Here is a 22,783-nt window from a genome sequence, read left to right on the forward strand (position 1 = left end):
ATGCTCGTTAATAAATTATTACTATCGGAATCACATGCTAGTTAATATCTTAATGTTAATTGTTGGCCTTGCTGTTTTAGTTTGGAGTGCGGATAGATTTGTTTATGGCGCGGCGGCGTTTGCGCGTAATTTAGGTTTGCCACCAATGCTAATTGGACTGACCATTGTTGCTATGGGTAGCTCTGCACCCGAAATGTTTGTTGCAGCCACAGCCTCAATGGATGGTATGCGTGATACTGCCATTGGCAACGTATTGGGTTCAAATATTGCTAACATTACTCTAATTTTAGGATTAACCGCCTTACTTGGCGCCATTAGCGTGGGATCAAGGACTTTAAAACGCGAGATCCCTATCATGCTAGCCGCGACAATATTTGCGGGCTACACCTTGCATGATAATGTGTTAACACAGGCAGAAGGTATCATGCTCATCGTGATACTTTTGCTGTTAATGGGATATTTTATTTGGCAAGCGACTCATGATAAAACTCCCGATAGCTTAGATACTGAACTTGAATCTGAGATCCCTAAAGATGTGCCAACCTTTCATGCTATCATTTGGCTAGTTATTGGTATTATATTACTGCCCCTATCGGCAAGTTGGATGGTAGATGGTGCCGTGGGTATTGCAAAATTTTATGGCCTATCGGACCTTGTTATTGGCTTAACCATCATCGCTGTGGGCACAAGCCTACCGGAATTAGCTGCTTGTATTGCTGGTGTGTTAAAAAAAGAGCATGACTTGGTCATTGGTAATATTGTTGGTTCGAACTTATTTAATATTCTTGCCGTACTGGCATTACCAGGGTTAATTTCACCTGGTGAAATAGATGCTTCAGCCAGTGGCAGAGACTTCTATATGGTCTTAGGCACCAGTGCGGCATTAGCCATTTTAGTGTTATCCAGTGGAGCCAAGCAACAACTGACTCGTTGGCATGGCGCACTATTATTAATCACCTTTATTGCGTACCAAATTGTTGTATTTCAATCACATTAGATTGGAGCATAAAGATAAAGTATTAAGCTAAAAGAGAGAGCTGTATGGTAAATCAAACTCAATTTCGTCAGTGGGGCCGTAAAGTCATTGATATTGAAAAAGCTGCCTTAGATAATTTATATCAATATGTTGACTCTGTTGAGTTTGACCAAGCATGTCAATTAATCATGCAGTGCAAAGGCAAAGTGATTGTCATGGGCATGGGCAAATCAGGTCATATTGGCAATAAAATTTCGGCGACCTTTGCCAGTACCGGTACACCAGCATTTTTTGTACATCCTGGTGAAGCCAGTCATGGTGATTTAGGTGCATTGGCTAAGAACGATATTGTACTCGCTATTTCTAACTCTGGTGAGTCGAGCGAAATACTCACATTAATGCCAGTAATACAACGTATGGGCGTACCTGTTATTGCCGTCACAGGTAAACCAGACTCTAATATGGCGCGTTTATCTAAAATTCATTTATGCATTGCCGTTCAAGAAGAAGCTTGCCCATTAGGATTAGCTCCAACCTCTAGCACTACTGCAACCTTAGCAATGGGTGATGCATTAGCCATTGCCCTATTGCAAGCAAAAGGCTTTACTCGAGATGACTTTGCCTTGTCACACCCGGGAGGATCTCTTGGGCGAAAATTATTGTTAAAAGTCGATGATGTTATGCACAAAGGCGATGATTTACCTATAGTCCATAATGATATTTGCATCACTGATGCGCTTTATGAAATATCTAAAAAAGGCCTTGGTATGACCGCTATCGTTGACTGTGCTACTAAACTTGTAGGTATTTTTACCGATGGTGATTTACGCCGAGTTATCGATGCCGAAGTAAACCTTCGAACCACGCCGATAGCCCAGGTTATGACTAAAAACTGTGTAACTTGCCCTAGCGGTATTTTAGCGGCACAAGCACTACAAATCATGGATGAAAAAAGCATCAATGGACTGATTGTCGTCAATGAAAAACATCAACCGATCGGGGCATTAAACATGCTCGATATGGTTAAAGCAGGAGTCATTTAATCATGTCAGAATCAACCGAGTGTCAGCAAGGATTTTACGGCCCTATCAGCAATGATATTTGGCAACGAGCACAGAAAATCAAATTGTTAATCTGTGATGTCGATGGGGTATTTTCAGATGGACGAATTTACCTCAGTAACGCCGGTGAAGAACTCAAAGCCTTTCACACACGAGACGGTTATGGTGTTCGCTCACTGCTTACTAGCAACATTCATGTTGCCGTTATTACCGGTCGTAAATCAAAAATTGTCGACACCCGTATGACGGCATTAGGTATCCAACATATTTATCAAGGTATTGATAATAAGTTTGAGCCGTTTGAGCAGCTTATGTCGCTGTATAATGTTAGTGCAGATGAAGTAGCTTACATTGGCGATGACATGGTAGACCTTCCGGTAATGAAAGCCGTAGGATTAGCGGTTTGTGTCGGTGATGGTCATCCGTTTGTGAAACAACACTGTCATATGACAACGACCCTTAATGGCGGACATGGCGCGCTTCGTGAACTCACCGATTTATTATTATTAAGCCAAGACAAATTTGATAGCGCTCATGGCATGAGTATATGAATAGAATCACCCTAGGTATTGTGGTTTTTTTTGGGCTTGCTTTTTTATTGTACTGGCAAGCACAAATAAAGCGTAGTGAACTGGACGCGGTGAAAGTGCGCGGTATTGAGCGCCCAGACTTTATTGCGGATAATCTCCGCACCACTGAATTCAATCAATTCGGTTTTGTCGAAAGTCGAGTCAGTGCAGAACATATGGAGCATTACGCTTCAAGTGACATCACTCACTTTACTAAACCTGTCTACCTTATTTACCCTGAAAATGGTAAAGCACAATGGAAATTAACGGCAGACAAAGGACAGCTGAATAAAAATACCAGCAAAGTCATATTAGAAAAAAATGTTATTATTGATGCCATTGATATAGAAGAACCTCTACAGTCATTGAGTACCCAAGCTATTGCCGTGGACTTAACCACCATGATAGGTACTTCGCAAGAGATGGTGTACATCAAAGGCAAAGGGTTTATTATTCAAGGTTTAGGCTTGCATGCCGACTTGAATTCGCAAAAATTATCGCTACTTAGCCAGGTAGAAGGAACATATGAGCCACATTAATCGTCTCCACACTCGCGCCAATGTTATGTTGTTAAGCAGCATACTTTGTATACTGAGTTTGCCTGCTGCGGCGAAACAAGGTGATCTTAAACAAGAATTAAAAATCGCTTCGGTCAGTCAATCTGCCGACATTAAAAACAACCAAATTGTCTTTAATGGTCCGGTTACTATTGTCCAAGGCACCATTAATATCAATGCCGATGAACTACGAGCGTTTACCCCCGAAAACAGTACCAGTAAACGGCTTATCGCTACAGGCTCACCAGCAACGTTTTCGCAAGAATTAGATGACGGCCAAATTGGTACTGCCAGTGCTGACGAAATTAGTTATGACCTAGCTACGACCACACTCACATTGACAGGTAATGCTAAACTGGATCAATCAGGCAGCCAAGTTACTGGTAATCGAATTAAGTACAATATCAATGCGCAAGAGTTGATTGCTGAAAGCACTGGTAAAGGACCAGATCGAGTGATTACCATCATTCAACCTGAGAACTTCCAAGACGAGACTGCACCTAAACAACAACTCCCTGAAATTCCGGTTAACAAGCAGATCAAACCATGACCCAAATAACGTTAACTGCTGAAAATCTAGCTAAAAGCTATAAAGCTCGTCAAGTTGTCAAAGATGTGAGTTTAACGGTTAAAACCGGCCAAATTGTTGGTCTTTTAGGCCCAAATGGTGCAGGTAAAACAACCACTTTTTATATGGTGGTGGGCTTAGTAAAAAGCGATAAAGGTCGGATCCTCATTGATGATGACGACCTTACAGCCGACCCAATGCATTTGCGCGCCCGCAAAGGTATAGGTTACTTACCACAAGAAGCCAGTATTTTCCGCAAGCTCACCGTATACGACAATATTATGGCCGTGTTGCAAACTCGCAAAGAGCTCAGTACCGACCAACGTATTGAGCAAGTAGAACATTTGTTAGAAGAATTTCATATCACCCACATTCGCGACAGCCAAGGCATGTCCTTGTCGGGTGGAGAGCGTCGCCGAGTTGAAATTGCACGCGCTTTAGCGGCTAATCCCAAATTTATTTTACTCGATGAGCCCTTTGCGGGTGTTGACCCTATTTCGGTCATCGACATAAAAAAAATTATTCAACAACTTAAAAATCGCGGTTTAGGGGTATTAATTACCGACCATAACGTCCGTGAAACCTTAGACGTTTGTGAGCGAGCTTATATTGTTAGCCAAGGCAATTTAATTGCCGAAGGTACACCTGAAGAGATATTGAGCAATCAACAAGTTCGTGCTGTGTACTTAGGTGAACAATTCAAGCTATAGTTACTTTACTGGCCTTTTAGTCTATCTAACTCATTTCATTGAACGATATCTAAACAGGGTTAAATGTCATTGATGTATGTGGCAATCCATTACATTTTTTGAGATTGTCATTTTTATGGAAATCATCTAGGGATAAGCGGTAAATGAAAGCGTCACTCCAACTTAAAATGGGTCAACACTTAACCATGACCCCACAATTGCAGCAAGCCATTCGCTTACTGCAATTATCGTCATTGGAGCTACAGCAAGAAATCCAACAAGCATTGGATTCAAATCCATTACTTGAAATAGAAGATGAGTTTCCTGAAGCAAAAGATCCCATAAAAGAACATCGTGACCAAGCTGATACCGACTTTAGTGACAACAGCATAGTCAATGTTGAAAAAGACACCTCCACAGTCGACACAGCAGAATCCATGACCAAAGAAACCATGGATGATTTAGCCATGGATACCACATGGGATGAGGTCTATACCGCCTCACCGATGTCGGGTTCAGGCAGTGCGAGCATGCGCGATGATGACATGCCTTTCCAAGGTGAAACTACCGAAGGTTTGTATGAACATTTAGAATGGCAAAAAAATCTTACGCCATTTTCAGAGACCGATTTGGCGATTGCTACAGCCATTATTGATGCCATAGATGAACGCGGCTATTTAACCCAAAGCACTGAAGACATTCTCGAAGCCATGGGCGATGAAAATGTTGAGCTCGATGAAGTTGAAGCAGTATTAAAACGCATTCAACACTTTGACCCCGTTGGCGTTGCTGCACGTGATTTAAGTGAATGTTTGATCATTCAATTAGCCCAATATGCCAATACAACACCACATATTGATAATGCTCGACTGCTAATTAAAAACTATTTAGATTTAATTGCTGGCCGTGATTTCAGATTATTAATGCGTAAAACTAAGCTAAAAGAAAATGAATTGCGTGATGCCATCACCCTAATCCAGTCACTCAATCCCCGTCCGGGCTTATTAATTACCGCCATTGATGACGAATACGTCATCCCAGATGTCACAGTACTAAAGAAAAATGGCCGTTGGGTTGTAGAGTTAAATCCAGACAATATGCCTAAGATTGGCGTTAATCAGCAATATGCCGCGATGGCCAGAAATAGTAAAAGCTCATCTGACAGTCAATTTATTCGCGGTCACTTGCAAGAGGCTAAATGGTTTATTAAAAGTATCGAAAGCCGCAATGATACCTTACTCAAGGTAGCCAACTGCATTGTGAAATTTCAGCAAGGCTTCTTTGAATATGGTGAAGAAGCTATGAAGCCTATGGTACTTAATGACATAGCTGAAGCGGTAGAAATGCATGAATCAACTATTTCGCGTGTCACCACACAGAAATATATGCACACTCCTCGTGGGCTATTTGAACTAAAATACTTCTTCTCTAGTCATGTCAGCACAGATGATGGCGGGGAATGCTCATCAACAGCCATTCGTGCTTTTATCAAAAAGCTGGTTGCTGCAGAAAACCAGAAAAAACCGTTAAGTGACAGTAAAATGGCTCAACTTCTGGCAGAACAGGGCATAAACGTTGCTCGTCGTACGATTGCAAAATACCGTGAAGCAATGATGATCCCGCCCTCAAACCAACGTAAGAGTTTATAATCTACAGGTAATGGAGGAATTTTTATGCAAATAAATTTAACTGGGCGTCATGTCGACATAACCGAATCTTTACGTGAATACGTGCAAGGTAAATTTTCAAAGCTTGAACGGCACTTCGATCAGATCCATAATGTACACGTTGTGCTCAATGTAGAAAAATTACAACAAAAAGCAGAAGCTAAAATCAACCTTAATGGTGCAGAGATTTTTGCCATGTCAGAAAGTAATGATATGTATGCTGCTATAGACGCCCTGATCGATAAACTCGACCGTCAGGTAATTAAACACAAAGAGAAGTATACAAAACACTAACGATGGAACTTTGTACCATTCTGCAGCCGGAATGCACTACCTGTGCCACACCGGGCAGTAAGAAAAAAGTACTGGAACTCATCAGCAATTTAGTCGCTGCCCAGTACCCAACCCTGTCTTCGCAAGAGGTTTTTGAAAGCCTATTAGCGAGAGAGAAAATGGGTAGCACAGGTATAGGAAATGGCATTGCGATACCTCATGGTCGGTTGACGACCATTGATCACCCTATTGCGATATTTGTTAAATGTGAAGAAGCCATTGCCTTTGATGCAATAGATAAGCAGCCCGTGGATATTTTATTTGCTTTGTTAGTACCAGCAGATCAGTGCCAGCAACATTTAGGCACATTATCGAGTATGGCTAAAAAGCTAAGCGATAAGCAAATATTGAAACAGCTTCGTAAAACTCACGACTCAACAGAACTTTATCAGGTTATAACTGCATGAAACTTGTCATAGTATCGGGACGTTCAGGCTCAGGAAAGTCCGTTGCCCTGAGAGTATTAGAAGACCTAGGATATTATTGTGTTGATAATTTGCCTTTACCACTTATTGGCACATTACTAGCCCAGCTAAAGGGCAGTAATGATTTAGTGGCGATTAGTGTTGATGTGCGTAACATTGCTGAACAAGGCAAAGTGCTGCAAGACCAATTAGCCCTACTTGAAGATGACACTGAAATTATCAGCTTCTTTTTAAATTCTAATGATAAAGTATTACTTAAGCGCTACAGCGAAACACGTCGATTACACCCGTTATCTAAAAATCATATTTCACTGCAAGAAGCGATAAAACTAGAAGGCCATTTACTTGAGCCAATCGCAAAAATTGTTGACCATTACATAGATACTTCTGCACTGAACATCTACGAATTAAGCGATCAGGTTAGGCAAATATTATTAGGCAGTGTCGATAAAGAGTTAGTGATTAACTTTGAATCTTTTGGCTTTAAGCACGGCATGCCAACTGAAGCTGACTTTATGTTTGATGTGCGCTTCCTGCCTAATCCACACTGGGAAATAGAGCTGCGTCCCTTTACAGGTTTAGATGAACCAGTACAAGAATTCTTAGGTCGACAACCATTGGTTAATAAGTTTATCTGGCAAATTGAAAATCTATTTGAAACCTGGATGCCGCATTTAGAACGCAACAATCGCAGCTACCTTACCATCGCTATTGGATGTACTGGTGGCCAGCATCGTTCGGTATATATTGCAGACCAATTAGCAAAACGATTTAGACAAGGCAGTAAACATACTGTTAATGCTCGCCACAGAGAATTAAAGATAAGTGGTACCAATAGCTAAGTGAGCATAGGATCGAACGGATGATCAAACTTGAACGCCAAGTTACCATTTCAAATAAATTAGGACTACATGCCCGAGCAGCAACAAAATTAGCGGTTTTAGCCTATGATTTTGATGCCAATATTACCTTAACTCAAGGCGATAAAAATGCCAGTGCAGCGAGCGTACTGGGGTTGTTAATGCTTGAAAGTGGCATAGGAAAAATTATCACGGTAACGGCACAAGGTCCAGATGCCGAAGTAGCATTAAACGCAGTGTGTGATCTCATCAATGCAAAATTTGATGAGTCTTGCTAAATTTGTGAATAGTACGATTGGCAAATCATTAATTTTTTAATCTACCATCATATCTAGTTATTATGGCCACTGAAGACAATGCCCATAATAACCACACTGTCACGACATTGATTGCTCAACAGTGGGCATCAATTCCCCGACAATATTAGCCCTTAGGTTTATCTCACGGCGCAGATACCAATCTGATTAAGTATCAGTTCAATCTGCGAGAGTTTAGCGTTTAACATGATACTAATTTAACTGCTTTCAGCAACGGATCCAGTATGACTCTGCATCCGTGCAGTCGTTTGTCTATATTATATAAAGCAGCCTAAACAATGCATAATTTCGTCCAGCGGAAACAACCCCTGTATTCCATTTATGCGTTACATTGTCTTACGTAAGCAACAACTATTATGGTTCTAATACGTCTTGAACAAACAAGCCTGAGCAGCCCAACATGATGACATACTTAATGATATTGGTATGATAAATAGGAAGTAGATATATGGGTAAAGAGTACCTAGACAATGAGATAACAGAACAACGACTCAATCAACTTGCTCAAGCGCTAGACAGTGGTTTGTTTGTCCATGCTCGTAATATGTTACATACCATGTCGCCTAACGATGTCGCGCTCATTCTCGAATCATCACCGCCCAAAAATCGACAGGTATTATGGCAACTCATTGATCAACAATATGCGGGTGAAATTCTTGACGAATTAGGTGAAGAACTCAAAGATTCACTCATTAGCAGCATGACACCAGAAAAACTTGCTCAAGCCACAATCGGAATGGACACCGATGACCTTGCTTATATTCTCCGAAGCTTACCCGATACTGTTTACAAGAAAGTACTCAAATCAATGCGAAGCCAAGACCGGGACAGAGTAGAACAGGCACTGCGTTACCCTGATGATACCGCTGGCAGTATCATGAACACCGATACTGTCACCCTTAGGCCCGATGTGAATATCGAAGTGGTATTGCGCTATTTACGTCAACGAGGAAATTTGCCCGACACTACCGACACCTTATATGTTGTCGACCGTCAAGATCATGTTTTAGGCGGAGTCAGGTTAGTCGATTTACTAACATGCGATCCTAGCGTCACAGTTCGCAGTATTATGGACACAGAGTTAGAAAGTATTCCGGTTGAGATGTCTGATAAAGATGTCGCACAAAAATTTGAACGACTCGATTGGATATCCGCTCCTGTCGTCGATAGCCAAGCAAAATTACTTGGACGGATCACTATCGATGATATTATCGATGTGATCCGTGAAGATGCCGAACATTCAATGATGGGTATGGCAGGGATGGATGATGATGAGGATACCTTTGGTCCAGTGCTAAAAAGCACCCTAAGACGCTCTCTATGGTTAACGATTAACTTATTTGCTGCCTTACTTGCCTCATCTGTCAGTAATATGTTTGAGGGCACCTTGGAGCAGTTTGCTACTATCGCGATTTTAATGACTATCGTTCCAAGTATGGGCGGCGTTGCCGGCAATCAAACTTTAGCACTGGTGATCCGTGGTATTGCACTTGGACATATTGGCCAAAGTAATTCACGTTGGTTGATAGGCAAAGAGCTCGGTATCGGATTGCTCAACGGCATAATGTGGTCTGTGTTGGTTTTTTTTGCAGTATGGCTGTGGAAAGACGACATCGCGTTAGGCGGATTAATTGGCAGTGCTATGCTGATTAATATGACAGTGGCAGGCTTTGCTGGCGCTACCATTCCAATCATGCTCAAAAAGCTCAATATCGACCCTGCACTTGCTGGAGGCATGGTACTTACCACAGTGACAGATGTGGTTGGCTTATTTGCATTTTTAGGTTTGGCGACACTGTATCTCGTGCACTAGCGTATTGATCTAATAGTTAAACCACCGCAGATCGGGGCAGGTAATCGTTATCATACCGTCCTTTGTCTCGCTCACGGTGTTGCATTGATTCGCAATAAACTTGCTATAAACGAAGCAGCTAATCAAAGCCTGCGCCTTGTGAGCCGCAAAATGACAGGCCTTGATATAAATAGGTCAAATGTTGTTTATCTTACTTATCCCACCTCTTAACTCGTGATGAGATTATTTAACTTGAATTACAGATAATCAATGTATTAATTCATTAGTTATTTTATGAGTTCAACCTCTGCTTAGGTCGATTTTATTACTCATATCTAGACGGTTTCAGGACATAATAATTACCTAGAACTAAAAAATCTACATCGAAAAAGCTAAAAATAGCGATATTAAGCAGCGCGTCTTCAACCGAATTCAAATGACTTACATTATTTTCAAACCATAAGTTCTAGCCATTTAATTATAACTCTGTCCTCATGTTGTCATTAACCTGACCTTTTATTGCCATATTTATCATCGATACTGCGCAACAACAACAACGGATCAAATGGCTTTGATTAGACTATTATTTATCACCAAATTAGTGCAACTGCACCAAATTAGTTAATAGATAGAAAATATATAAACCGCATAAAAAATTAACACACTGATAAATATACATTAAAAATATATATTAAAGTTGGCACAAGCTTTCCATATAGTAATGTATACCCACTAAGTAGTAGTTTTATTTTTGAGCAGTCTGTGGCTGTTGTAGGAGATGGCAATGAATAAAGTAACCATAAAGAATCGCATTCAGTCGATAAATACCATGGTCAGTAATGCGATTGCACAAGGTCGCCACAATATTTTTTTCTTCGCACATATCGGTTACAGCCAATGGGATGAAGTAGAAACTCGCTCAGGTAAACACAGATAAATTTACAGGAATTATTTGATGTATATATCTAGTACAAAACAGTATTCAGTGGACTTACAGACACAAGTGATTAATGAAGTCAAAAACCACAAGCGCTTATTGTCTGATGTGGCTAAACAATACGGTGTCTCAGCTAAAACAGTTTACCAATGGATAAGAAATAGCGATGCTCGTCAAACAGAAAGTAAAGGAGCTATCGTATCAGAAATAGCTTATTTACAACAAAAAATTGCCCTGTTAAGCCAGCAATTACAAACAATGGCAAGTTAGTAAGATAAACCGTTTTGGCAAGGATGTTTGGCCGTAATAACAACTCGTTCCCCAGCAAGTTGATAATACACAGCAACAACATTCTAATAATAAGCGCAAAAAATCTTGCATCCTTGCCACTTTATTGTCCCACCGTTAGCCGTTAAAAAAGCAGCTAGCATAACAGTTAAGGCGTTATTGGGTCCCCAGGATCTATTATCCAATAACGTCATTTTTATTGAGCTATTTTAGCGTTCGTTATTGATGGAGCTACTGTCACCATTAGTGGAGCTAAGTATCAAAACCGTTTTGGCAAGGATGTTTGACCGTAATAACAACTCGTTCCCCAGCAAGTTGATAATACACAGCAATAACATTCTAATAATAAGCGCAAAATACTTGCATCCTTGCCACTTTATTGTCCCACCGTTAGCCGTTAGGAAGGCAGCTAACATTACAGTTAAGGCGTTATTGGGTCCCCAGGATTTATTATCCAATAACGTCATTTTTATTCCTGCCCTTGGCTGATAAGCTCAAAATAATAATAGCGAGCTTAGTAACACTTTACAGCATCGTTAATACCGATTGATGCGGAAGGTGTTGAATACCACGACAACAAAAAATACAATGCAAACAAAAGCCCCAAAGCAAAGGATGCAATGGGGCTTTTTTATCGCTATTGACTCAAACTAGCTCATACTTAACCAAGTAAACTACCGTTTACCCTCAATAATATTTACACTTCCAGTAATTGGTTTTGTAATAGCAAGGTTTCAAAATCAATGGTCATTAAAGGACGACTAAACAAATACCCTTGGCCCATAAAGCATCCTAACTCAATTAATGCGTAGCGTTGTGCTTCAGTTTCAACACCCTCAGCGATTAAGACTAACCCCATCGATTTACCTAATGAAATAATAGTCTTAACAATTTCATAATCGTGCTTATTGTTGAGCATATCTTTAATAAAAGACATATCAATCTTCATCACATCGACATTGAATTTTTTCAAATAGGCCAGGCTGGAATAGCCTGTGCCGAAGTCATCAATCGAAATTTTGATACCCAATGAAGTTAACTCACTCAACCTATTTTGCATTTCAGCAGCATCAACCATTAATGCCGTTTCGGTGATTTCTAATTCAAGTAAATGTGCTGGTAGACCATGACTCAATAATGCATCTTTGATCACACAGGGCAAGCTAGAGTCGGTAAACTGTGCCGCAGCAACATTCACCGAAATAGGGATAGCATGACCCATATCCAACCAGCGCTTAGCTTCTGCACAGGCCTTATTAAGCACCTGTTTGCCTAACAGAATAATTAAACCAGACTCTTCTGCTAATGGAATAAACTCTGTAGGAGAAATACACACTCCCTCATCATTAACTAATCTTGCCAATGCTTCAGCACCAACAATAGCGTTAGTCTGTAAATCAAATTTAGGCTGATAATGCACAAAAAGCTGGTTGTTGATTAATGCCTTTCTTAAGCACGTCTCTAAATGATGGCGCTCCATCATGGCATTTTCTAAATCATGCGAGAAAAAGCAAAAACGATTACGCCCTTCCTGCTTGGCGCGATACATGGCAACGTCAGCATGTCTCATTAATTCTTCAGCATCTGCAGCGTCATTAGGGAACACGCTAATGCCAATGCTAACGGAGACATTAAACTTTTGATTGTCTAGAATAAAAGGTTCATGCATTGCTTCAACTAATGTCGATGCTAATTGCGAACAAGCATCAACTGAATTAGTATCGCTCATTAGAATCACAAATTCGTCACCGCCTAATCTGGCTAATGTATACGATGCGGGTATTAAGGTCCGTATTCGCTTTGCCATTAAACAAATAAGTTCATCACCGTATCGATGTCCTAACGAATCATTAAGATACTTAAAATGATCAATATCTACTAATAATGCAGCCGCTTTGGTGCCATAGGATTTTGCCGTTGAACATGCGACGCTTAATCGGTCTTGAAGTAATATCCGATTAGGTAAATCAGTTAACTGATCATGATTGGCTAAATGGCTCATTTTTATTGCCATAGCCATCGCTTCGCCAACATCATGAAAGACCATAATGGCACCTATTACTTCACCATTTTCATTACGGATAGGGGCAGCAGAATCTTCCACAGCAAACACATGTCCGCCAAGTGATGTTAACTGGCTGTTTAGGGCCATCGCCACGATTCGCTGTTCACGCAACGCGATATATAAAGGATTTAATAATGTTTGCTGGGTATCAGAATCTTTCAAATGCATTACATTTTCAATTTTTTGATGCAATGCTTCTTTCAACCTCCAACCCGTCATGCGCTCCGCAATCGGGTTCATAAAAGTAATCAATCCTTTAATATCTGTGGCAATAACCGCATCACCAATAGAATTAAGTGTCACTCGAAGACGCTCTTTTTCTGAGTACAATGCTTGCTTAGCATGTTTTACTTCAGAAACGTCAACGACAGTCACTAAGTAACCATCAACTCCAGCACTTGATTTCATTTCTGACTGAAAAACTTCGTAAAAACTCATCATCCCTTTTTGAGGAACAGTAACAACATACTTTAACGCATCAGAAGATATATGGCGGTGATGCTTTAAAATCGCATTACTGAGTTCATCAGGAAAAATAGTCGAAATATGCTTACCTTTAATATTGCTGTTCAAGCTCTCAAACCACAAACCAGAATAATCATTGCTAAATAAATTATGGCCTTGATTATCCCAATAGGTAACAAGCATGGGGACTTGATTGACTAATTGTTGCAGCTCTTCTTTAGCTTTAACCATTAACCGATTCTGTTGCCTAAGCTTGAGTTGTGTATGGACCCGCAAACAGCAAATAGGCGCATTAAAGGGCTTAGTAATAAAGTCGACACCACCACTTTCTAATGCCAAGCGCTCAAACTCTGGTTCTGTGTGACCTGTAATAAAAATAATCGGAATATCACTATATAGTGAATTAGCTTTAAGTGATCGGCACACTTCCCAGCCATCCATGTCTGGCATTTCAATGTCGAGTAAGATGACATCTGGCTTAATTTTATCGACCAACGCGAGTGCATTACTGCCAGACTCTGCAAAAAAGATATTACCAAGTGGAGATAAAATGTTTTCAAGTATAAGTACATTTTGGAGATTATCGTCAATGATCAGGATGTTATAAACAATATTGACTGGGCCAGATAACAACATAGAAAATAACTCCTTTATTTTAATTATGTAACATCCATTTAGTTTTAACGTTAGCCAGAATGCAGGGGAATCGCTCCAAGACTCATTTTATAGTAGCTTACTTTTTATGAGTATGTAACAACAACTGCTAATGCGTATTCTTGATAAGTTTTATCTCATTCAACTTAACATCAAGTGAGTATATTAGATACTCCATAAAACAGCCTATACTGAATAAAGAATATACCTCCTCATAATGATTAAAAGCTAACAAGATAAAAGTGATAGTAAGTGGAAATACTGGAATATATGTTCTTATAAAAAAGATTAACCGCCACACATTCAATATAAAACCGCCTAGACTAAATGACTTTCTAACAGATGGAAATGATGATATGACCCTAATAAATAAGCTTAGAAAAGGCCGCGCCATCGAATATGTACATAATGATGATGACATAGACATTAGCACCAGTAACGAAAAATTAGCCCTCTTTTGTACGCAACATCAGCTTGCATACCAAGATGCACTAGCTCGGTTTGGTGGCAATGAATCTCTTTATTATAATGCAATGAAACTGTTCACTCAGGACTTATCGCTTTACATCAAACAAACCATGACGCCTACATTAATTCCGGCAGAAATCTCTCTTATGCTGCACACACTTAAAAGCTCTGCTGCAACATTCGGTTTCACCGATTTAGCGCTCTATGCTAAATATCATGACACCAAACTAACACATTATACTCCTGTTGAATTTAACCAATTTATTGAAACATTATTAGATAAGTTAATGACTAATCAGTTACTCACGACAACATTCAGTGAGATGATAGAAACGAATTTACAAGTCACACATGAGCAAGATCTAATACCAACATTAGCGGTAAACGATGAATTTATGATGCTTTATGCCACTCTAATGGAAGAGGTTAGTCACTATAATATGAATGCGATGAAAACCTTTATGAAAGTAGCCAAAACACTCAAGATCATTGCACCGCAACACATTGAATTATTGACAAAATCAATAACTGAGCTAAAGTTTAAACAAGCAGAACATATATTAGCAGAAATGCATCCCTTTTTAATGAAAACTCAACGTGAATGCAAATAGAAATTAACTACCCTAAGTTATTGAAAAAAATCAAATAACTAATCAGCATTCGACTTAATGATTATAATGAATCCTATAATGTCATTATTTATAACTTAATATTAATGCTATCGATTGATAATATTAAAAAAAATCTATTCATTTACTTATATTTTTCACCAAAAAAATATACATTAGCTACACTTAATGTTACCTATTCCTTATTGAAGTATGTTTATGATCAAAGTGTTTAATCTTTTGCTGTGGGCTTTAATGGTCACCGGCATTGTCAGTTGTGACCTTGGAACAAGCCAAGCTCTTTCGGTGTCAGCCTTAAAAGATCCTATCAAAATAGCGGTTTCTAACACTCCTCTTTCAGCACCTTTTTTTATTGCACAACAGCAAGGTTACTTTAAAGCTAACGGTTTAAATGTAGAACTGGTGAGATTCGACAGTGGGGTTAAATGCTTCGAAGCCCTGAAAAGTAAACAAGTAGATCTAGCAACTGCCTCTGAAACAGTAGTAATGTTTAATAGTTTTAAACAGACAAATTTTTCGGTATTAGCCAGCTTTGTAGAATCAGATAATGATCTTAAGCTCCTGAGCTTAACACCACAAAAATATCAACAGTTAGATAATTTAGCCCATGCCCGAGTGGGTATTGTAAAGGGCAGTGCCAGTGAGTTTTTTTTCGACAGCCTGCTCATTATGTATAATAAAACTCAGCAGCCTATAGAGCGAATATATTTACATTCTGACCAGCTTATTCCTGCATTATTAAATAATGAAGTTGATATTATTTCAGCTTGGGAGCCATTAAGTTATTTATTAACCCAACAAATCGCTTTAAATACAAAAGTTATTAATAGCCGTGGTCTATATCATTTATCCTTTAACTTAATCGAGCTAACAGAAACTACGCTATCAACCAGCGAAAAGTTAGCCCTACTTAAATCAATTAATGATGCAACAGATTATATTCATGTGCAGCCAGATCTTGCTCAGGCAAAAATTAGTAGCGTGTTGAATATCGATCTATCCCAACTTAATTATTCTTGGAATGACTATACTTTTAGATTGTCACTCAGTAATGCGTTATTTTCTAATGTTCAAACTCAAAGCCAGTGGGCAATTGATAATCAGTTAGTCTCGGAGGAAAGCAGAGCCGATTTCAGGCAGATTTTCGATCGAAAATTATTAGAAACATTCATGGGTTTAGAGGCGGGGTGGTAATTTATGATGTTATCCAAGCGTCTAAAACTAACCGCGGCACTGTGCTCACTGCTTACATTGATTGTCGGCTTATCGCTAGTCCAAGTTCACCATTATCAACAACAAATATATCGTCAACTTAATTACTCAATGAAGTTACAAATCAGCATTGATAGTTTGCGCAGTCAGCTATGGCTATATCAAGAGTATACCGATGACCGAGGGCTTTCCGAGCTGAATATGCGCCAGGCAGAATTAGCTAAAGATTTGTCAGAAGACATTCAATGGGCGATACAGCAAAAGCTCATTATCGGGAATATTAATAGATTGAATACTAATATTAGAACACTCATTAATACTCAAAATAGTTACCACAGCAAACAAGTCAATGTGTCATCAATACTCACAGCGGAACGATTATTTAAAGCTAAATACAGCATGGTGATTGAAGAAATGACTGAAGAAATGTTCCGCCTTCATCAATTGTCGATTAAACAAGCAAGCCAAAAACAACAAACATTATTATACCTGGTGGGAGTCGTGCTATTGATATTAGCGATTCTGGTTACCGCATGGTCTTTTATGACCCTAATTCGATTTAAAAAAGGATTAGCCTCACTCAACCAGGGTATGGATGCTCTTGCCGCAGGCGACCTAACCAGCCAAATTAACGTTAGCGATACCGATGAGTTATCTGCTTTGTCTGATAATTTTAATAAAATGAAACAATCGCTGGCGCAAATAACTATCAAAAAAGATGAATTAAAACAAGAAGTAGATAGTCAAACCCGCAAGCTGATTGAACAACAAGATCGATTGATTTTTTTAGCTGAACACGATGAATTAACTGGTATTTATAACCGCCGCGCATTTATAAAACAAATTGATACTGCCATTGCAAGGGATTTGCGTGGAGATAATCAAGCGGCATTATTGTTCATTGATCTTAATAAATTTAAAGATATTAACGATACCCTTGGCCACAGTATTGGCGATGAAGTGATCATGACCATAGCAAAACGTTTGGTCAATAATTTACGCGCTACTGATATTGTCGGACGATTGGGAGGCGATGAATTTATCATTTGGCTCGATATGATCCCCGATCCGATTGATATTGAATATAAAATAAATCAATTTTTGGTCAGTATTAAGCAACCTATTATAGTTGGCCAACACACTTTACAAGTCGGTGCGAGTATCGGTGTTAGTGTGCTGCCTAAACATGGTTTAAATAGCCGAGAACTCATCTGTGCGGCAGATACCGCGATGTACCAAGCTAAAGCTGATCACACTATTGAATTTTGTTTCTATACTGACAATCATGGAGTATCGGCTTTAGCGACCTCATAAGTTTGAGTGCTCCAATCAAAATAATATTCCACGCCTTGCCATTCATAAACAGTACCATTGGCTCGCTGAATTACTTTAGCATTTTCAGGTAATTGGCTTAGACCTGAAGCATACTCAATACTAGTTGTGGTTCGTGATGGCGGCGCAACTACCACCGTATCGACAACCTCAATGTGTTGTGATTGATAACCAGAATTGGACAGGTTTGAATAGGGTGAAAAACCATAACGACTTCTGCGATAATCATCATTTCCCCAAGCAGAGCCATATCGCAAGTTATTGCCATTGCTCCAACTAAATCCAATACTAGGACCCCAACCTTGATTAATCCCCCAACCTTGATCCCAGCCAAGCCCCCAACGCCAAGGATTTCGATAATGATTATTATACTGACCATGGTTATTATGTTGACGATGACGGTTATGTTGAGACCCAACAGAATGCGAAACCCGATTAGAATACTCATTAGCTAACGAAGGCTGAGCACTAACTGAGCTCGTCATTATTAATATAAAACCATAACTGAGCCCTAGTAATGGCATCAAAGCCCACTGCTTACTCGTCTGCATAAGTCACCTCCACAACATTGTTTACTGCAACCATTTTACGCTAAGTCTCGTTAAAGTCGATATCAGTAATATAGGTCTATCAAATGGGTTAACCCTATATTAGAAAAATGCTATAGTGCGCGCCATATTGGATTTGATTTACAGGCGGTAAACATGAGTTTTAAAGATTTACGCAGCTTCATCGATCATTTGGAAGCAAATGGTGAGTTAAAGCGCATTAGCTATCCTGTTGACCCTCATTTAGAAATGACGGAGATCGCCGACCGTGTTTTACGATCGGGTGGCCCCGCACTGTTATTTGAAAATCCTACTAATCACACCATGCCAGTATTGGTTAACTTATTTGGCACGCCTAAGCGCGTGGCAATGGCATTAGGTAAAAATGACCCTCTGGCTTTGCGCGAAGTTGGAGAATTATTAGCATTCTTAAAAGAGCCCGAGCCACCAAGTGGCTTTAAAGATGCCATCGCGAAAATTCCTATGTATAAGCAGGCATTAAATATGCCGCCAAAAACAGTCCGTAATCCGCCTTGTCAGCAAGTGGTTAAAACCGGTGATGAAGTCGACTTAACTGCATTACCCATTCAACATTGCTGGCCAGGAGATGTGGCCCCATTAGTTACTTGGGGACTCACCATCACCAAAGGACCGCGTCAAAAAAGACAAAATTTAGGTATTTATCGCCAACAGTTATTGAGTAAAAATAAACTGATCATGCGCTGGTTAGATCACCGCGGCGGCGCCTTAGACTTTAAAGACTTTAAACAGCTCCATCCAGGTGAACGTTATCCTGTTGTGGTGGCATTAGGTAGCGATCCTGTGACCATTTTGGGTGCCGTGACCCCAGTGCCAGATTCCATGAGTGAATATGCTTTTGCAGGTTTACTGCGCGGCGAACGTACTGAAGTATGCAAAGCCATTAGCTGCGATCTTGAAGTACCTGCCACCAGCGAAATTATTCTTGAAGGTTATATCGACCCTGATGAAACCGCAGAAGAAGGCCCATACGGCGATCACACCGGTTATTATAACGAAACTGATTCCTTTCCAGTATTTACCGTTACCCATATTACTCACCGTAAAGATGCTATTTATCATAGTACCTACACTGGCCGTCCACCCGATGAACCAGCAATGTTAGGGGTGGCGTTAAATGAAGTATTTGTACCTATTTTACGTAAGCAATACCCAGAAATTATTGATTTTTATTTGCCCCCTGAAGGTTGCTCTTACCGCATGGCAATCATTTCAATCCGTAAACAATATCCAGGGCATGCTAAGCGTGTAATGATGGGCGCTTGGTCATTCCTTCGCCAATTTATGTACACTAAATTTATTGTGGTTGTTGATGAAGATGTCAACTGCCGCGATTGGCAAGATGTTATTTGGGCCATTACCACAAGAATGGATCCCACTCGCGATACCATGATGGTAGATAATACTCCTATCGATTACCTTGACTTTGCATCTCCTGTTGCTGGTTTAGGATCGAAAATGGGCTTAGATGCCACCAACAAATGGCCAGGCGAAACGACTCGAGAGTGGGGTACTCCCATTGTGATGGATGACAAGACAAAACAGAGAATTGACCAAATTTGGGATGATCTCGGTATTGAAGATGTACCAACATTGTAACCACAGTGATCCGATTAGGGCATAAATAGCTATAATTAACTCATTGATAAAAAATTATAAAAGGGTTTAAAGGACGTTAGATGAAAACCATTCGTTGTCAGATTGAAAAAGTCACCCCGTTTAATGACGCTGTATATCAAGTGTTCCTTAAACCTGAAACAGCCTTTGATTTTAAGGCTGGCCAATACTTATCTGTAGTCATGGGTGAAAAAGACAAACGTCCTTTTTCTATAGCTTCTGCCCCTAATGCTGCCTTAATTGAGTTGCATATTGGTGCTGCCGTTAGTGAAAGTTATCCCATGCAAGTGGTTGAACGGTTACAAACTGCAAGTCATATTGATATTGAAGCCCCTGCTGGCGAAGCTTTTTTACGTAGTGAGAGCCACAGACCGCGCATCTTAATTGCTGGCGGCACCGGTTTCTCATACATAAAAAGTATCGTTGAGGCACAGATTGCTAACGGTGAAACCATTAATACTAAATTGTATTGGGGTTGTCGTAACGAAGAAGCAATGTACTATCAAGATATTGCTCGTCAATGGCATGCTGACCATTCATGGTTAGAGTTTATTCCGGTAGTTGAACTGGCAGACAGCACATGGCAAGGCAAACAAGCTAATTTACTTGAGCAAATTAAGCAGGACTTTGTCAGCTTAAATGGCTACGACATTTACATTGCCGGCCGTTTTGACATGGTTGGCGCAGCACGAGAACTATTTCGTGAGCTTGGGGTTGAAGAAGCCCACTTATATGGCGATGCATTTGCTTTTATCAAATAGGCGTTCTGATTAACCATTATTTAAACCGGCAAATTTGCCGGTTTTTTATTTCGCTCATGTTAATACCCATCTTTATTGCAAGATAGTTTTGTATTCTAAAACTCATTTCTTTAACATTAGTCCACATTTATTATTAAGGTCATCCAATGAAACTCAGTCAATTAACCCAACCCATTTACGATCATTTATACCGCGACATTTTTGAGTTTCGCAACACCTTTGACCTACCTGTTAATGATAGTGCTAGCCTAGACGATAAAGCAGACACTCTACATACATCATTAATTATTGAAGAAATGACTGAGCTTGCAGAAGCCGACTCGCGCATGGAACAAGCTGATGCCATTGTTGACTCAGTTTACGTGCTAATGGGCCGCTTAGTACACTTAGGAGCCTCTCAGGTAAGCGATCGTATTGAGATCAGCTACCTTATCGATTTAATGCTAAACGTGGCTAAAAACCGTCAAATAGACTTTATCCAATGCTGGGATGAGGTGCACTCAAGTAATATGAGCAAAGTATGCCGCAACCAGCAAGAGTTAGACGAAACCATCGCCTTTTACGCTAAACAAGGTGTTGAAATAGTCGGTAGCACTAAAGGTGAGTTTATTATTGCCAAGTGCGCTAAAGATGTTGATATGGCAGGTAAAGTGGTACGCCAAGGCAAAGTGTTAAAGTCGGTTTACTATCGCCCGGCAGACTTAACCACATTAGTACGAGATTAATCGGTAAATCAGCTACAGGATTTTCACTTAGTCGTACTGGTTTACTCATAAAAAATGCGCTTTCATTAGCGCATTTTTTATGACTTTTTTCAGTTATGCGGCCACCGAAATGTTGCTTTTGTTCAACGCCTTAATGAATCGTTGCGGCTCATCCACACTCAAATGCACCTTTTTCATTGGTTCAGGTAGCTGGCCCATACCACCATGATAAATAACCGGACGGCTTAGGGTAATAGTGATATTACTCAGCCCACGACCAATAATAATGGTTTCTAGCTCATCTTTATTTAATTCAGTTGATTCTTGAATATCAACACTGGCAATATCCGCAATGTTGATGACCATAAATCCCCACAATGAATTATTGATCACTAAGTTATCTCTGATTAAATACAAAGAGTAATAACGCGCTAGTCGATGATTAGCCACCATAGACATCAAGGTATAGGCAATAATGCTCGAGACAATAATCGCCACCCACTCACTCCATGATGCCAGTAATACGTAACTCAGACTCGACGCACTAATATAACCAATAAGCATTAACCAGACATGCCAGCGTGTCGCGCTAACAAGATTGATATTGGCAATTGCGGGTGGGTGATTACGTGAGAACCATGGGATAGAATAAAACCAGTTAGTGGCTTCACTAGCCATAATAAGCGCGAGTGTTAAGCTTTTATCATCACCATCTCGATAAGTCTCAACGGCACCCACTCTAGGATCACCTTTAAGTTTTCTCACCTTCAACAATCCACGAGCGACGCTGACAATTAAGTACAGTTGAATCACTAATAACACAGCGATAATCGGGTAACGTATCCACGCAATAAATTCAAAATAATGGGCAATTTCTGCAGGAAAACTTAATCGAGCCACTAAGCTGCTTAAACTTAAAATAACTAACATTTTCCATAACTTCTGGCCGCCTATTTTAATGATGCAATACCAATAACACAGTGGCAATAACACAAAATAAAGCGCTGAAATAATACTTAGCGACAACTTATCAGCATCGCTCATTAATGACTCTGGGGTTAACTGAACTCCTAAGGCAAAACAACACAGCATTAACACTAAAAAGATTAACCGATACTTAACCGTCGCTCTCATTGATACTCATCCTTGTGATTCGTCATATTTTATACATATGGGGACGTTAAGAAATAAAGCAAGTTGTTAACATATCAACAATAAACACTTTGGTGGAGATAGATTAATAAAAAATT

General features: G+C 39.8%; 23 protein-coding genes. 20 read left to right on the forward strand and 3 right to left on the reverse strand.

Annotated elements, in window-relative coordinates:
* The first annotated feature begins 34 nt into the window (after positions 1–34).
* From EGC82_RS19175 to EGC82_RS19235, 14 genes are all read left to right on the forward strand, one after another.
* A complete protein-coding gene (locus EGC82_RS19175; RefSeq protein ID WP_124732169.1) occupies positions 35–997 on the forward strand; it encodes a calcium/sodium antiporter in 963 nt (320 codons plus the stop codon).
* 44 nt (positions 998–1,041) lie between these two features.
* The gene (locus EGC82_RS19180; RefSeq protein WP_124732170.1) at positions 1,042–2,019 is read left to right on the forward strand and encodes a KpsF/GutQ family sugar-phosphate isomerase; all 978 of its coding nucleotides are present in this window, start codon (positions 1,042–1,044) and stop codon (positions 2,017–2,019) included.
* Positions 2,020–2,021: 2 nt separating this feature from the next.
* Positions 2,022–2,588: a 3-deoxy-manno-octulosonate-8-phosphatase KdsC gene (kdsC, locus tag EGC82_RS19185; RefSeq protein WP_124732171.1), complete on the forward strand. Its 567-nt coding sequence runs from the start codon at positions 2,022–2,024 to the stop codon at positions 2,586–2,588.
* Positions 2,585–3,145: an LPS export ABC transporter periplasmic protein LptC gene (gene lptC, locus EGC82_RS19190; protein ID WP_124732172.1), complete on the forward strand. Its 561-nt coding sequence runs from the start codon at positions 2,585–2,587 to the stop codon at positions 3,143–3,145. The genes kdsC and lptC overlap by 4 nt, the downstream gene beginning before the upstream one ends.
* Entirely contained in the window at positions 3,132–3,713 is a 582-nt protein-coding gene (gene lptA / locus EGC82_RS19195; RefSeq protein ID WP_124732173.1) for a lipopolysaccharide transport periplasmic protein LptA, read from the forward strand. Before lptC ends, lptA begins: the two co-directional genes overlap by 14 nt.
* Positions 3,710–4,441, forward strand: a complete 732-nt coding sequence (gene lptB, locus EGC82_RS19200; protein WP_124732174.1) for an LPS export ABC transporter ATP-binding protein — start codon at positions 3,710–3,712, stop codon at positions 4,439–4,441. Before lptA ends, lptB begins: the two co-directional genes overlap by 4 nt.
* A gap of 143 nt (positions 4,442–4,584) precedes the next feature.
* The gene (locus EGC82_RS19205) at positions 4,585–6,069 is read left to right on the forward strand and encodes an RNA polymerase factor sigma-54 (protein WP_124732175.1); all 1,485 of its coding nucleotides are present in this window, start codon (positions 4,585–4,587) and stop codon (positions 6,067–6,069) included.
* A gap of 24 nt (positions 6,070–6,093) precedes the next feature.
* Positions 6,094–6,381: a ribosome hibernation promoting factor gene (gene hpf, locus EGC82_RS19210; RefSeq protein WP_124732176.1), complete on the forward strand. Its 288-nt coding sequence runs from the start codon at positions 6,094–6,096 to the stop codon at positions 6,379–6,381.
* 2 nt (positions 6,382–6,383) lie between these two features.
* On the forward strand, positions 6,384–6,827 hold the full coding sequence (ptsN, locus tag EGC82_RS19215) for a PTS IIA-like nitrogen regulatory protein PtsN (protein WP_124732177.1): 444 nt from the start codon (positions 6,384–6,386) through the stop codon (positions 6,825–6,827).
* Positions 6,824–7,687 (forward strand): RNase adapter RapZ, encoded by an 864-nt coding sequence (gene rapZ, locus EGC82_RS19220; protein WP_124732178.1) that lies wholly within the window; start codon positions 6,824–6,826, stop codon positions 7,685–7,687. The genes ptsN and rapZ overlap by 4 nt, the downstream gene beginning before the upstream one ends.
* Positions 7,688–7,707: 20 nt before the next feature.
* Positions 7,708–7,983: an HPr family phosphocarrier protein gene (locus EGC82_RS19225; protein WP_124732179.1), complete on the forward strand. Its 276-nt coding sequence runs from the start codon at positions 7,708–7,710 to the stop codon at positions 7,981–7,983.
* Between the two features lie 487 nt (positions 7,984–8,470).
* Positions 8,471–9,835 (forward strand): magnesium transporter, encoded by a 1,365-nt coding sequence (gene mgtE, locus EGC82_RS19230; protein WP_124732180.1) that lies wholly within the window; start codon positions 8,471–8,473, stop codon positions 9,833–9,835.
* 763 nt (positions 9,836–10,598) lie between these two features.
* Positions 10,599–10,751, forward strand: a complete 153-nt coding sequence (locus tag EGC82_RS21295) for a hypothetical protein (RefSeq protein WP_164839167.1) — start codon at positions 10,599–10,601, stop codon at positions 10,749–10,751.
* A gap of 18 nt (positions 10,752–10,769) precedes the next feature.
* The gene (locus EGC82_RS19235; protein ID WP_124732181.1) at positions 10,770–11,021 is read left to right on the forward strand and encodes a transposase; all 252 of its coding nucleotides are present in this window, start codon (positions 10,770–10,772) and stop codon (positions 11,019–11,021) included.
* A 715-nt stretch (positions 11,022–11,736) separates the two neighbouring features.
* Here EGC82_RS19235 and EGC82_RS19240 read toward each other — a convergent pair.
* Positions 11,737–14,205, reverse strand: a complete 2,469-nt coding sequence (locus EGC82_RS19240; protein ID WP_124732182.1) for an EAL domain-containing protein — start codon at positions 14,203–14,205, stop codon at positions 11,737–11,739.
* 374 nt (positions 14,206–14,579) lie between these two features.
* Here EGC82_RS19240 and EGC82_RS19245 point away from each other — a divergent pair, with 374 nt between their 5' ends.
* The 3 genes from EGC82_RS19245 (at position 14,580) to EGC82_RS19255 (ending at position 17,846) form a co-directional block, all read left to right on the forward strand.
* The gene (locus EGC82_RS19245) at positions 14,580–15,302 is read left to right on the forward strand and encodes a hypothetical protein (protein WP_124732183.1); all 723 of its coding nucleotides are present in this window, start codon (positions 14,580–14,582) and stop codon (positions 15,300–15,302) included.
* Between the two features lie 216 nt (positions 15,303–15,518).
* Complete coding sequence (locus EGC82_RS19250; RefSeq protein ID WP_164839168.1) at positions 15,519–16,514, forward strand: ABC transporter substrate-binding protein; 996 nt, start codon at positions 15,519–15,521, stop codon at positions 16,512–16,514.
* Positions 16,515–16,517: 3 nt separating this feature from the next.
* Positions 16,518–17,846 (forward strand): diguanylate cyclase domain-containing protein, encoded by a 1,329-nt coding sequence (locus EGC82_RS19255; protein WP_124732185.1) that lies wholly within the window; start codon positions 16,518–16,520, stop codon positions 17,844–17,846.
* Here EGC82_RS19255 and EGC82_RS19260 read toward each other — a convergent pair.
* Entirely contained in the window at positions 17,816–18,415 is a 600-nt protein-coding gene (locus EGC82_RS19260; protein WP_124732186.1) for a hypothetical protein, read from the reverse strand. The genes EGC82_RS19255 and EGC82_RS19260 overlap by 31 nt on opposite strands.
* Before the next feature lie 153 nt (positions 18,416–18,568).
* Between EGC82_RS19260 and ubiD the strand changes: the two genes are divergently transcribed.
* The 3 genes from ubiD (at position 18,569) to EGC82_RS19275 (ending at position 21,554) form a co-directional block, all read left to right on the forward strand.
* Positions 18,569–20,050 (forward strand): 4-hydroxy-3-polyprenylbenzoate decarboxylase, encoded by a 1,482-nt coding sequence (gene ubiD, locus EGC82_RS19265; protein WP_124732187.1) that lies wholly within the window; start codon positions 18,569–18,571, stop codon positions 20,048–20,050.
* Positions 20,051–20,130: 80 nt separating this feature from the next.
* A complete protein-coding gene (fre, locus tag EGC82_RS19270; RefSeq protein ID WP_124732188.1) occupies positions 20,131–20,829 on the forward strand; it encodes an NAD(P)H-flavin reductase in 699 nt (232 codons plus the stop codon).
* A gap of 146 nt (positions 20,830–20,975) precedes the next feature.
* Entirely contained in the window at positions 20,976–21,554 is a 579-nt protein-coding gene (locus EGC82_RS19275) for a nucleoside triphosphate pyrophosphohydrolase family protein (RefSeq protein WP_124732189.1), read from the forward strand.
* 93 nt (positions 21,555–21,647) lie between these two features.
* Here EGC82_RS19275 and EGC82_RS19280 read toward each other — a convergent pair whose 3' ends face one another.
* Positions 21,648–22,667, reverse strand: a complete 1,020-nt coding sequence (locus tag EGC82_RS19280; protein ID WP_124732190.1) for a hypothetical protein — start codon at positions 22,665–22,667, stop codon at positions 21,648–21,650.
* Positions 22,668–22,783: the final 116 nt, after the last annotated feature.

Origin of the sequence: Shewanella livingstonensis, from assembly GCF_003855395.1 — a bacterium.
GTDB classification, from domain to species: Bacteria; Pseudomonadota; Gammaproteobacteria; order Enterobacterales; family Shewanellaceae; genus Shewanella; species Shewanella livingstonensis.